The 12,682-nt window shown below is 66.3% G+C and carries 9 protein-coding genes and 2 pseudogenes; 5 read left to right on the top strand and 6 right to left on the bottom strand.

Features of this window, described 5'->3' with window-relative positions; translation table 11 throughout:
• The 4 genes from D477_RS12525 to D477_RS22710 form a co-directional block, all read right to left on the bottom strand.
• On the bottom strand, positions 1 to 986 hold a 986-nt coding region (locus D477_RS12525; RefSeq protein WP_005269714.1), incomplete at its 3' end, for a biotin/lipoyl-containing protein.
• A gap of 122 nt (positions 987 to 1,108) precedes the next feature.
• Positions 1,109 to 2,491 (bottom strand): dihydrolipoyl dehydrogenase, encoded by a 1,383-nt coding sequence (lpdA, locus tag D477_RS12520; RefSeq protein ID WP_005269712.1) that lies wholly within the window; start codon positions 2,489 to 2,491, stop codon positions 1,109 to 1,111.
• A 194-nt stretch (positions 2,492 to 2,685) separates the two neighbouring features.
• Positions 2,686 to 4,203: a leucyl aminopeptidase gene (locus tag D477_RS12515; protein WP_005269704.1), complete on the bottom strand. Its 1,518-nt coding sequence runs from the start codon at positions 4,201 to 4,203 to the stop codon at positions 2,686 to 2,688.
• Positions 4,204 to 4,324: 121 nt separating this feature from the next.
• The gene (locus tag D477_RS22710) at positions 4,325 to 4,477 is read right to left on the bottom strand and encodes a hypothetical protein (protein ID WP_190273567.1); all 153 of its coding nucleotides are present in this window, start codon (positions 4,475 to 4,477) and stop codon (positions 4,325 to 4,327) included.
• Positions 4,478 to 4,491: 14 nt separating this feature from the next.
• Between D477_RS22710 and D477_RS12510 the strand changes: the two genes are divergently transcribed.
• The 4 genes and pseudogenes from D477_RS12510 (at position 4,492) to D477_RS12495 (ending at position 9,725) form a co-directional block, all read left to right on the top strand.
• Positions 4,492 to 5,454, top strand: a complete 963-nt coding sequence (locus D477_RS12510) for a proteasome assembly chaperone family protein (RefSeq protein ID WP_005269700.1) — start codon at positions 4,492 to 4,494, stop codon at positions 5,452 to 5,454.
• A gap of 37 nt (positions 5,455 to 5,491) precedes the next feature.
• Positions 5,492 to 6,863: pseudogene (locus D477_RS21855) on the top strand (MFS transporter).
• A 96-nt stretch (positions 6,864 to 6,959) separates the two neighbouring features.
• Positions 6,960 to 8,171 (top strand): DUF4192 domain-containing protein, encoded by a 1,212-nt coding sequence (locus D477_RS12500; protein WP_005269697.1) that lies wholly within the window; start codon positions 6,960 to 6,962, stop codon positions 8,169 to 8,171.
• A gap of 255 nt (positions 8,172 to 8,426) precedes the next feature.
• On the top strand, positions 8,427 to 9,725 hold the full coding sequence (locus D477_RS12495; protein WP_005269695.1) for an RNA polymerase sigma factor: 1,299 nt from the start codon (positions 8,427 to 8,429) through the stop codon (positions 9,723 to 9,725).
• A gap of 113 nt (positions 9,726 to 9,838) precedes the next feature.
• Here D477_RS12495 and D477_RS12490 read toward each other — a convergent pair whose 3' ends face one another.
• Complete coding sequence (locus D477_RS12490; RefSeq protein ID WP_005269693.1) at positions 9,839 to 10,060, bottom strand: DUF7455 domain-containing protein; 222 nt, start codon at positions 10,058 to 10,060, stop codon at positions 9,839 to 9,841.
• Between the two features lie 265 nt (positions 10,061 to 10,325).
• Between D477_RS12490 and D477_RS12485 the strand changes: the two genes are divergently transcribed.
• Positions 10,326 to 12,437 (top strand): DNA gyrase/topoisomerase IV subunit B, encoded by a 2,112-nt coding sequence (locus D477_RS12485; protein WP_005269692.1) that lies wholly within the window; start codon positions 10,326 to 10,328, stop codon positions 12,435 to 12,437.
• Positions 12,438 to 12,448: 11 nt separating this feature from the next.
• Here D477_RS12485 and D477_RS22705 read toward each other — a convergent pair.
• Positions 12,449 to 12,682: pseudogene (locus D477_RS22705) on the bottom strand (M56 family peptidase); the annotation flags it as partial.

Here is a 12,682-nt window from a genome sequence, read left to right as displayed (position 1 = left end):
GCGGCTGCCGGAGCGGCCGCCGGCTTGGCGGCTTCCGCGGCGGAGAGCACATCCTGCTTGCGGATGCGTCCGCCGACGCCGGTGCCCTTGATCGAGGACAGGTCGACGCTGTGCTGGTTGGCCAGCTTGCGGACCAGCGGGGTCACATAGCCAGCCTCGGCGGACCCCTCGGCTGCCGGAGCTGCCGGTGCCTGGGCTGCTGCGGGAGCCTGGGGCGCTGCCGCGGCCGGGGCTTCCTGCTTCGGAGCCTCTGCCTTGGCAGGCGCCGGGGCAGGCGGTTCCTCGACCGGAGCCGGGCGGTCGCCGGACGGTGCAGCGGCAACCGGTTCGGCCTGGGCCGGAGCTGCTTCGGCCGGAGCCGCGGCACCGGAGCCGATGACGGCCAGCACGGAGCCGACCTCGGCCGTCTCGTCTTCGTTGACCCGGATCTCCTGCAGGGTGCCGGCTACGGGGGAGGGGATCTCGGTGTCGACCTTGTCGGTGGAAACTTCCAGCAGCGGCTCATCGACCTCGACGGAATCGCCGACCTGCTTCAGCCAGCGGGTGACGGTTCCTTCGGTGACGCTTTCGCCCAGGGCCGGCAGCTTGACCTCGGTGCCTTCGCCGGCGCCTGCGGGGGCAGGCTTCGCTTCGGCGGCGGGAGCCGGCGCCTCCTGCTGGGCCGGTGCTTCCTGCTGGGCGGGCTGTTCCTGCGGAGCCTCTTCCTGGGCAGGGGCGGCCGGGGCGGCTTCGGCAGCGCCGGCGGCGGAGCCGTCGCCAATGCGCACCAGCGGCGCTCCGACATCTGCGGTCTCGTCTTCAGCGACGAGGATTTCCTCGATGACGCCGGCGACCGGCGAAGGAATCTCCGTGTCGACCTTGTCGGTGGAAACCTCGAGCAGGGGTTCGTCTACCTCAACCCGGTCGCCGACCTGCTTGAGCCAGCGGGTGACGGTGCCCTCGGTGACGCTTTCACCGAGTGCGGGCAAGTTAACGGTTTCAGACATGTCGTCCCCGTTCTCCTAAATCGTTGTGTCTCTGTCCAGGCGCGCGATTGGCCCGGTAAGTCCTGTGATTGAGCCTAGTGCACCCGGCCCAGGGGCAGGATGCACTAGGCAAGCCGGCTTGGTCAGCCGTGCAGCGGGCGGCCGGCCAAGGCCATGGCAGCCTCGCCGAGCGCTTCGTTCTGCGTCGGGTGCGCGTGGATGAGGGCTGCAACGTCCTCCGGGTAGGCCTCCCAGCTGACGATCAGCTGTGCTTCACCGATCTGCTCGCCGATGCGGCCGCCGATCATGTGCATGCCGACGATGGGGCCGTCCTTCTGGCGGACCATCTTGATGATGCCGCTGGTGCCGAGGATCGAGCTCTTGCCGTTGCCGGCGAGGTTGTACTCGGCGGTCTCGACGTTGTCCTTGCCGTACTTCTCTTCCGCCTGCGGCTGGTTGAGGCCCACGGAGGCGATCTCCGGCTCGCAGAAGGTGACCTTGGGGATGTTGATGTCCTCGACGACGGCGGGGTTGTTGCCGGCGATCTCCTCGGCAACGAAGATGCCCTGCTGGAAACCGCGGTGCGCCAGCTGGACACCGGGCACGATGTCGCCGACGGCATAGATGTTGCCGACGCCGGTGTGGCAGCGCTCATCGGTGATCACGAAGCCGCGGTCGACCGTGAGGCCGTTGTCCTCGAAGCCCAGGCCAGCGGTGACCGGCCCGCGGCCCACCGCCACCAGCAGCAGGTCCGCATCGAAAGTCTTGCCATCAGCCAAAGTGACCACGACGCCGTCGTTGTTCTGCTCGACCTTTTCGAAGAAGACACCGGTGTTGAACTTGATGCCGCGCTTCTTGAAGGCACGCTCGAGGTTCTTGATGATCGCCGGATCCTCGTTCGGCACCAGCGACGGCAGGCCCTCGACGATCGTGACGTCAACGCCGAAGGAGTTCCAGACCGAAGCGAACTCCACGCCGATGACGCCGCCGCCGAGGATGACGGCCTTCTTCGGCAGCTCGGTCATTTCCAGCGCCTGGTCGGAGGTGATGACCTTGCCGCCGATCTCCAGGCCCGGCAGGCTCTTGGCGTAGGAACCGGTGGCGAGGATGATGTTCTTGCCGGTGTAGGTCGTGCCGTTGACCTCGATGGTGTCCTTGCCGGTGAGCTTGCCCTCGCCCTCAATGACGGTGATGCCGCGCATCTTGATGAGTCCGCTGAGGCCCTTGAACTTGCCGGCGACGATGCCGTCCTTGTAGGCCTTCACAGCGTTCATGTCGATGGAGTCCAGCGTGACGTTGACGCCGTACTTCGAGGATGTGCGGGCATGGTCGGCCAGTTCGGCCGAATGCAGCAGGGCCTTGGTCGGGATGCAGCCGTTGTGCAGGCAGGTGCCTCCCAGCTTGCCCTTTTCGATCAGGCCGACGGTGAATCCCAGCTGCACGGCGCGCAACGCCGCAGCGTACCCGCCGCTGCCGCCGCCGAGGACCAGGATGTCGAATTCTTGCGCAGTTGCCGAATCGGCCACGTGAACGCTCCCTCGAGATTTGGACGTGCCTGCGCACGCCTGCTGTTTGGTATGGGTGAAGTGATGTTAGGTGTTTTGGGATTCACCTTAGCCCCACCATGTTCCATCATCTACTTGATGAAGGCTCAACGGGGGCCGGTGTGCCGGGATTCACCCGGTGCTGTGATGGCCGGAACGGTCTCCTGCCAGCCGGTTCAGCCGGCCCGGGCCACTACATCTTCGGCGTACGCCACCAGGGTCCGCACCGCGACGCCGGTGCCTTCCTTCGGGGTGTAGCCGTAGGGGGAGCCTTCGTTGAAGGCCGGTCCCGCGATGTCCAGGTGGGCCCACGGGATTTTCCGCCCGTTGACCTCGCCGACGAACTCGCGCAGGAAGATGGCTGCGGTGAGCATCCCGCCGAACTTCTCACCCATATTCGCCAGGTCGGCTACCTGAGAGTCGAGGCTCGGCCGCAGTTCTTCCGGCAGCGGCATCGGCCAGAACAGTTCGCCGGCGCGGTCCGCAGCAGCCTTGACCGCGTCGCGGACCCCGTCGTCGCCCATCACGGCGGAAACGCGGCTGCCCAAGGCGACCATTTGCGCGCCGGTGAGCGTGGCGACGTCGATCAGGGCATCCGGTTCCTCGGCGCTGGCCGCGGCAAGTCCGTCCGCCATCACCAGCCGGCCTTCGGCGTCGGTATTGAGCACTTCGACTGTCTTGCCGCCGAAAATGGTCATGACGTCGGAGGGCCGCTGGGCATGGCCGGACGGCATGTTTTCGGCGAGGCAAAGCCAGGCGGTCACCTTGATCGGCAGGCCAAGTTCTGCGATGGCCAGCAGGGCATTAAGTACGACGGCGGCGCCTGCCATGTCGCATTTCATCGTGGTCATCCCCGTGGCCGGCTTCAACGAGAGCCCGCCGGAGTCGAAGGTGATGCCCTTGCCCACAAGAGCCAGCTTGACCTTGGCGCGGGCGGGGGAGTACTCCACTTTGACCAGCCGCGGCGGGCGCGAGGAACCCTTGCCGACGCCGACGAGGCCGCCGTAGCCGTCCTTGGCGAGCTTCTCTTCGTCGAGCACAGTCAGTTTGACCGGCAGGTTCCTGGCCAGTTCCTGCGCGGTCCTGGCGAACGTTTCAGGATACAGGTGGCTAGGCGGCTGGTTGACCAAGTCACGGGTGGCATTGACGGTCCGGCCGATGATCCGGGCCCGTTCCAGGGCCGGTCCCAGCGCCTTGTCGCCCGCGGCCGGGGTCACCACGCTGACGGCGGTGACGACGTCCTGGCCGGTATTGGCAGTGCGGTGTTCGGTGTAGGCGTAGGCACCCAGCGCGGCACCTTCCGCCACGGCGGCGGCGGCCGCGACGGACGCGGCCGGGAAGGCGATGGCGACATGCTCCATGCCCCGCAACTGGCGGACGGCGGAGCCGGCGGCGCGGCGCAGGCTCTCCTCCGAAGGCTGCATGCCCGCGGTGACGGGTCCGATGCCGGCGAGGACAAGGACATCGGCATGGAACTCATCAATGCCCGGAAGCCTGCGCACCTCGTCAGCGGCCCCCGTGACGCCCAGCATCCCCAGCGAAGCGGCCAGGGCCTGCAAGGATTTTCCGCCGAGCGTGCCGTCGATCAGTTCGGGACCGTTGGCACCCTGGCCGACTGCGACCACCAAGGCATTAGAGCGGAGCTTCCGGGCATCTTTGGCGGCATTGATTTTGAGCTCGGTGGTCTTGATCACGAAGAGCTGTCCTCACTGTTCTTGTCGAAGGTTCCGGTGACGGCTCGGCTTGTGGCTGCTCCGCCGCCCGAGTTTGCCTCTAAAGTACCGGCGGGCCGGGCCCTCGGGCAGGAACAACCGGCTACATCACAGATCGTAGCCCGTTGGACCGCGCCGACCCGGCAGGTGGCGCGGAATTATTTGCCGCCCGGCGGCGCTGGTACAAAGGGTAGTTGGCCTGCTCCGTCCCCTGGACGTCGAGCAGCAGGGCATAGGCGGATGGATCCGCGCTCATGAACGGAGGAAAAGATGCTGGATGCACACTCGTTGTTCTCGGTGAACGCGGAGTTGTACGGCGCCGACGAACTGCGGGGGCTCAATCTGGTGATGGGCTTTACCGGCGCGGCGGAAGCCGGGCACGTGGTCTCCCAGCTGGGGACGGAACTGCTCGAGCAGCTGGACGGTGACCTCGTGGCATCCTTCGACGTGGACCAGCTGATCGACTACCGCAGCCAGCGCCCGGTCATCTCCTTTGTGGGCGACCACTTCACGGATTACGAACGCCCGAAAATCGAACTGCATCGGCTGCAAGACGGTATGGGCCAGCCGTTCCTGTTCCTCACAGGCGCCGAGCCCGACCTGCAGTGGGAGCGCTTCTGCCGTGCCGTCATTGCCCTGGCCGACGCATTACAGGTGAAGCTGGTGACTTGGGTCCAGGCCTTGCCCATGCCGGTCCCGCATACGCGGCCGATCGGCGTCACTGTCCATGGCAACCAGCCGGAGCTGATCGACGGCATTACTTCCTGGAAGCCGACGGCCCAGGTGCAGGCAAGCATCGGCCCGCTGCTGGAGGTGCGACTCATCGAAGCCGGATTCCGCGTGGCCGGGCATTCCATCCATGTCCCGCACTACCTTGCCGAAGCCGAGTACCCGCAGGCCGCGGTGGCCGCGCTGGAGTACCTTGGTGCTGCATCCTCGCTGGTGCTCCCCACAGACCGGCTGCGGGCTGCCGGGCTGGACGTTGGCGCCCAGATCGCCAAGCAGGTCAGCGATTCTGCCGAGGTCCAGCGCGTGGTGACCAAGCTGGAAAAGCGCTATGACGAGTATGCCGGACACGAAACCCGGCGGTCGCTTCTCACCAAGGACAACGACGAGCTTCCGGATGCCGAGGAACTTGGCTCCGAAGTTGAAGCGTTCCTGGCGGCACTGCCGGCCCAGCCGGAGGAATCGACGTCCCAGGATGAGCCGAACGGCGGCAGCAGCCAAAGCTGATTAGGGTTCCCGCGCCCGACCTGCCGATAATGCTCATGTGGATACGCGGCGGGCATGGTGGGTCTGGGGGACAGGTGTCTTCGCCTACCTGATCGCAATCACGCAGCGGACGTCCTTCGGCGTCGCCGGTCTGCACGCTACCGAGCGGTTCGATGCGACGGCGGCGGCGTTGTCCGCCTTCACCGTGGTGCAGCTGCTGATTTATGCGGGCCTGCAGATCCCGGTGGGACTGATGGTGGACAAGTTCGGTTCACGGATCATGATCACGGGCGGCGCCGCCCTGATGTGTGCGGGCCAAGTCCAGCTGGCCTTCGCCTCGAGCATCCCCGAGGGTCTTGTGGGGCGTCTGCTGGTGGGCGCCGGCGACGCAATGACCTTCGTCTCGGTGCTGCGGCTGCTGCCGGTGTGGTTCAGCGGCAAACGCATCCCGCTGCTGACGCAGCTGACCGGGCAGCTCGGGCAGCTCGGACAGCTGATCAGCACCATCCCTTTTATTGCCCTGCTGAATCTGCAGGGGTGGACGGCTTCGTTCCTCTCTATCGCCGCACTGGCGGTGCTGGCCTGCGTGCTGGCCGTGACCGTGATCCGCGACTTTCCGGCTGGCATGGAGCGGGAGCTGCCGCCCACCCTGCGCCAGACCCGCCAGTCATTGTCCGAGGCCTGGCGGGAACCCGGGACCCGCCTTGGCTTGTGGTCCCACTTCACGGTCCAGTTCGCCGGCAACGTCTTCGTGCTGACTTGGGGTTATCCCTTCCTGGTTTCCGGCCAGGGCCAGCCGCCCGCAGTGGCCTCCGCACTGATGTCGCTCTTCGTGGTGGTGGCCCTCGTGTCCGGCCCCTGGCTGGGGCGCATGGTCGCCCGCCATCCGCTGCGCCGATCGTCGATGGTACTTCTGATCGTCGCTGCCACAGCCTGCGCTTGGCTCGCTGTGCTGGCCTACCCCGGACGTGCCCCGTTGTGGTTGCTCGCGGTGCTCATCGTGGTGCTTGCGATCGGAGGTCCCGGATCCATGATTGCCTTCGACTTCGCCCGTACCTTCAATCCGGTACGCCGCGCAGGGACGGCGACCGGGATCGTCAACGTGGGCGGCTTCGTTTCCGCGCTGCTGGTGATGTTCGGGATCGGCCTGATCCTCGACGCCCTCTATGTGTCCGGGTTCTCCGGCGCCGATCTGTACGCCCTTGATTCCTTCCGCCTCGCCCTGAGCACTGCAATTCCTCTTCCTGGCCGGGGGAAGCACGGCGATGTTGGCGATCCGGCGCAAAGTTCGCCGGCAAATGGCAGCAGGCGGCACAGTCGTGCCTCCGCTTCGTGTGGCGCTGGCACGCCAGCGGGAGCTGAGCCGGCAACGGCGCCGCAGCAAGCGAAGCCCTGGTTCCGGGGCAGATACCGGCGCCGGGCAGCACTGACTTCTGCTCCTCCACAGCCAGCCTGGCGAAGGGGGCTGTCCACAATCCCGTCGCGGCCGCTGTTGGCTGGAGTGTCTGCGGTCAAGAGTTGTGGACATGAACAAGACCAACATCCGGGCCTTCCGGTCCGAAGACGTCCTGAGCTACGTCCCGCACCTGCTCAACTTCCAGCCGCGCAACAGCCTGGTGCTGCTGTCCATGAAGGGCCCGAATCTGGGTGCCACCCTCCGTGTGGACCTGCCGGATACGGACAGCGAGTCCCAGCTGGCTGCCTTCGCGGAGACGGCGGCCTCGTACCTGCAAGCCGATGCGGAGGCCGATGGCTCGCTGATCGTGCTCTATACAGACGCCCCCCACCAAGGTGATCCCGGGTCGTTCCAGTACTGGCCGCTCTCCGTGTTCCTGGAAGATCTCCTGGCGGGTGCGGGCACTCCCGTCCGGGGAGCGTGGGTGGTTGGGCCGAATTCTTTCCGCTGCCTTGAATGCCGCACGTCGCCCTGTTGTCCTCCCCAAGGCCACCCGTCGGCGCGGATCACCGAGAGCCACGTCAATCTTGAACTGATGATGCTCGGCAGCAGTGTGGCTCCCACGGCGGAGGAAGCCGCGGCGTGGGCCCGTTCACGCACAAGGCCGGACATCGGACCGGTCGTCCGATCGTCGGCACAGCGCCTGGCGGCGAATCTGCGAGGCCAGTGGGAGGCAGCCGAAGTCTTCGCCCGCGTCCTGGGCGGCTGGGACACGGCGCTCTGCAACGGGACGGGGCAGGACGCCGAACGGCTGGCACTCCTGGCGGCCAGTCTCGACTCTCCCCACGTGCGGGACGCGGTCCTGGTGCTCACGTGCCTGGACTCCGCAACGGCCTATCACGGCGCCGTCGCCCACGGCAGGGTTGACCTAACCGCCACCTTCCCCCTGGAGTTGGCCGCGGTCCTGCCGGCCGGAGAGTGCCTGCCTGCAGCCGGCCGCAACGTGGAAGCCTGCAAGGCTGCGTTCACTGACATCCTCGTGGGCCGGTACCCGGCACCCGTCCACCGGGAGCGGATCATCCGGGCGGCAGAACTGCTGGCGCGGCTGCACTATCTGGCGGAGGGCGAGGCCAAAGCCGCGGCAGGAACCATGCTCGCCTGGCTCGAATGGGCACAGGGCCACAGTTCTCTGGCGCACGAGCATTTGGCCGTGGTGCTCGCGGAAACGCCCGGCTACCGTTTGGCCGTCCTGTTGGAGCAGTATTTCGGGCACGGCGTACTTCCGGCCTGGCTGCGGACCCGGCCGGCCGCTTCGCCGGAGGCCCCGCGGCAGGTGGCCTAGAGCGCTGTTCCGAACGTTGCTGTGGCCGCCGGGCGTTCACTTCGCGTACGAAATCGTGAGACAATGGGAGCCAAGACCCGGTCGGGTCCGTGTTTCAAATGTATTCGCCGTGACGGGGAATACGTCCAAGACGGTGCATGTTTCCATAGGAGACCCTGCACCCGTGGACGGCGTTTGAAAAGCATCACGGACTTGACAGGGTCATAGTGGTGTTACCCGCAGGTAGCACTGCAGACCGGATATGAAAGGTTCTCTGTGTCACCTGACAAGAAGACTGCTGCAGCTCCCGACGAGGCAGCTGCGCTCTCCACGACGCCGTCGGCTGCCAAGGGCACCAAGGCGAAGACGGCCGCAGACGGTCCGGCCGCACCCAAGCGCCGCGGGCGGAAGCCGAACGCCGCAGCAGGCAAGAAGGCGGCCGGCGCCAAGAAGACCACCAAGGCCGATGAAGACCAGGTGCAGAACGAGGCGGAGCTTGAGGACGAGGACCTCGAGGCTGAACCGGAGATGCCGGAGGAAGCCGAGCTCGCGGAGGAGGCCGAGCCGGCCGAGGCCGCCAAAGCCGGCGAGACCGGTTCGGGATTCGTCTACTCCGACGCCGATGACGACGATGCCCCTGCCCAGCAGGTGGTTTCGGCCGGCGCCACGGCTGATCCGGTCAAGGACTACCTGAAGCAGATCGGCAAGGTCGCCCTGCTGAACGCTGAGCAGGAAGTCGACCTGGCGCTGCGGATCGAGGCCGGCCTCTTCGCGGAAGAAAAGCTGGCCAAGGACGATGGCTCGATGGACACCCGCATGCGCCGTGACCTTGAGCAGATCATCCACGACGGCAAGCGTGCCAAGAACCACCTGCTGGAGGCCAACCTGCGCCTGGTCGTGTCTCTGGCCAAGCGCTACACGGGCCGCGGCATGCTCTTCCTCGACCTCATCCAGGAAGGCAACCTGGGCCTGATCCGTGCGGTCGAGAAGTTCGATTACACCAAGGGCTTCAAGTTCTCCACTTATGCCACGTGGTGGATCCGCCAGGCGATCACCCGCGCCATGGCCGACCAGGCCCGCACCATCCGCATCCCCGTGCACATGGTCGAGGTCATCAACAAGCTGGCCCGCGTCCAGCGCCAGATGCTCCAGGACCTGGGCCGCGAGCCGGCACCCGAAGAGCTGGCCCTCGAACTCGACATGACCCCCGAGAAGGTCATCGAGGTGCAGAAGTACGGCCGCGAGCCGATTTCGCTGCACACCCCGCTGGGCGAGGACGGCGATTCCGAGTTCGGCGACCTGATTGAGGACTCCGAAGCCGTGGTCCCCGCAGACGCCGTGAGCTTCACCCTGCTGCAGGAACAGTTGCATTCGGTGCTGGACACGTTGTCCGAGCGCGAAGCCGGCGTGGTGGCCATGCGCTTCGGCCTCACCGATGGCCAGCCGAAGACTTTAGACGAAATCGGCAAGGTTTACGGCGTGACCCGCGAACGGATCCGCCAGATTGAATCCAAGACCATGTCCAAGCTGCGCCACCCGTCCCGGTCGCAGGTCCTGCGGGACTACCTGGACTAGGATCAGATACGGCAAAACGACGGCGCCGGTCTCCTTGCGAAAGGAGGCCGGCGCCGTCGTTATTGGCTTCGAGGCAACCAGCAGCAGACCCTGGCTGGTGCCGCGCAGGTGGACTAGTTCTCCGCCATCTCGGCCTTGCTGTGCAGCCGGTCCGTCTCGTCCTGCCAGTCAGCCGCGATCGGGCGCAGCTGGGGCTCATGCTGGCGTGCATGGTGGCCGCAGAAAAGCAGTTCCCCTCCGGAGGACTCCAACACAACACGGACGTAGGCCTGGGCGCCGCAGCGGTCGCAGCGGTCCATTGCGGTCAGTTCTCGGGTAGCTACTGCTGTTGTCATGACGACCTCCTTACAAATGCGTATGTCCATACAACCACTAGCCGGGCGGATTTCTTCATGTTCACCCCAGACGTTCGCTGACCGCGTATCACCTCCGCATAACGACGCTGCTGTGGCCACCGCCGGCGCCCGTGTTCCGGTGCGGCGTGCGGGACCAGCGGGCGCGGGGGACTAGCCTAGAGATGGTGCCCTTTTGGCGGCACCACGATGATGGAGCAGCAAGGCTGTTCCGGTTCCACCTGCATGGCCAAGGAGTTTTGGTTAAGTGACCCCACCGAGCACCGACTACACCGCGCGGCACCTCTCCGTCCTCGAGGGACTGGAGGCTGTCCGCAAGCGTCCAGGTATGTATATCGGTTCCACGGACTCCCGTGGCCTGATGCACTGCCTCTGGGAGATCATCGACAACTCCGTGGACGAGGCGCTGGCCGGCTTCGGGCAGAGCATCACCGTGATCCTGCACGCCGACGGATCGGTGGAGGTCCATGACGACGGCCGCGGCATTCCGGTGGACGTGGAGCCGCGGACCGGGCTGACCGGAGTCGAGGTTGTCTTCACCAAACTGCACGCGGGCGGAAAGTTCGGAGGCGGTTCCTATACTGCCTCCGGCGGCCTGCACGGCGTTGGCGCGAGCGTGGTCAATGCGCTGTCGTCACGGCTGGATGTCCAGGTGGACCGCGGCGGCAAGACGTACCAGATGTCTTTCCGGCGCGGCGAGCCCGGTCACTTCTCCGATACGGGACGCACCCTGAGCCCGACGGCGAAGTTCGAGCCGTTCCTGGAGAGCTCAACGCTCGAAGTCGTGGGCAAGGCCAAGCGCGGCGTCACCGGCACCCGGATCCGCTACTGGGCGGACAGCCAGATTTTCACCCCGGACGCGAAGTTCTCCTATGAGGAACTGCAGGCACGCGTCCGCCAGACGTCGTTCCTGGTCCCCGGACTGCGCGTCACGCTGCGCGATGAACGCCGGCTGCCGGGTACGCCGGGGGAGAACGGCCCGGTGGAAGAGGTTTTCCAGCACGACGGCGGCATCGGCGAGTTTGTGGATTACCTCGCCAACGACACGGCGGTCACCGATATCTGGCGTGTCCACGGTGCCGGCACCTTCAAGGAAACGGTCCCCGTGCTTGACGAGCGCGGGCACAGCAAGATCGCCGAAGTGGAGCGCAAGTGCGAGGTCGACATCGCACTACGCTGGGGCGTGGGCTACGACTCGACCGTGCGCAGCTTCGTCAACATCATCGCGACCCCGAAGGGCGGCACGCATCAGGCCGGCTTCGAGCAGGCACTGCTGAAGACCTTCCGGAAGGTGGTCGAAGCCAACGCGCGGAAGCTCAAGGCCGGAAACGACAAGATCGAGAAGGACGACGTGTTCGCCGGTCTGACCGCGGTGCTGACCGTCCGCCTGGCCGAGCCGCAGTTCGAGGGCCAGACGAAGGAGATCCTGGGGACGTCCGCCGTGCGCTCGATCGTGGCGCGCGTGGTGGAGAAGGAGATCACGGCCAAGCTGAACTCTTCTGCACGGGCGGACAAGGCGCAGTCGGCCCTCCTTCTGGAGAAGGTCGTCAGCGAGATGAAGTCGCGCATCTCCGCGCGGATGCACAAGGAAACCCAGCGCCGCAAGAATGCGCTCGAGACATCGACCATGCCCGCAAAGCTGCTGGACTGCCGCACCAACGACGTCGCCCAGTCCGAGCTCTTCATCGTCGAGGGCGACAGCGCCCTGGGCACCGCCCGGCTGGCGCGATCCTCGGACCACCAGGCCTTGCTGCCGATCCGGGGCAAGATCCTCAATGTGCAGAAGGCCTCCATCGGCGACATGCTTTCCAACGCCGAGTGCGCCGCGCTCATCCAGGTTGTGGGCGCCGGTTCGGGCCGCGGCTTCCAGCTGGAGGCTGCCCGCTACGGCAAGGTCATCCTGATGACGGACGCGGATGTGGACGGCGCCCACATCCGCACGCTGCTGCTGACGCTGTTCTTCCGCTACATGCGTCCCATGGTGGAGGCCGGGCGGGTCTTCGCCGCGGTGCCGCCGCTGCACCGCGTGGAGGTGGTCAACCCGGGAGCGAAGGCCAACGAAGTTGTCTACACCTACTCGGAGAAGGAACTGCACCAGCTGCTGGCCAGCCTGGAAGCCTCCGGCCGCAAGTACAAGGAGCCGATCCAGCGCTACAAGGGCCTTGGTGAAATGGACGCGGACCAGTTGGCCGAGACCACGATGGAGCCGCGGCACCGCACGCTGCGCCGTGTTGGAATCGAGGACGCCGAGGCAGCAGAACGCGCGTTCGACCTGCTGATGGGATCGGATGTGGCGCCCCGGAAGGAGTTCATCATCGCTGGAGCGGCCGTGCTGGACCGCGAACGTATCGACGCTTAGGCCCTGGTGCCTCAGGCGGTGAGTCCGGGGGCCAGCAGGAGGACGGTGGGCACAGCCAGCAGCAGGGCCGCGGCGGCGAGGACGAGCGACTGGGTGCCCGTCCCCAGGTGCTCCATCGGAGTCAGCAGCCGGCGCAGCCGGTTCGCGGCGCTGAGCGCCTGGGATTCTTCCGGACTGAGCAGTTGCCGGGCAGGCGCTCCGGCGGCCTCGCCCGCCTGCTGGTCCCCGCCGCCGCTGGCGACCAG

Source organism: Arthrobacter crystallopoietes BAB-32, from assembly GCF_000328305.2.
GTDB lineage: Bacteria > Actinomycetota > Actinomycetes > Actinomycetales > Micrococcaceae > Crystallibacter > Crystallibacter crystallopoietes_A.
Note: the sequence above shows the minus strand (reverse complement) of the source record. Positions and strands in the feature narration are given on the sequence as shown.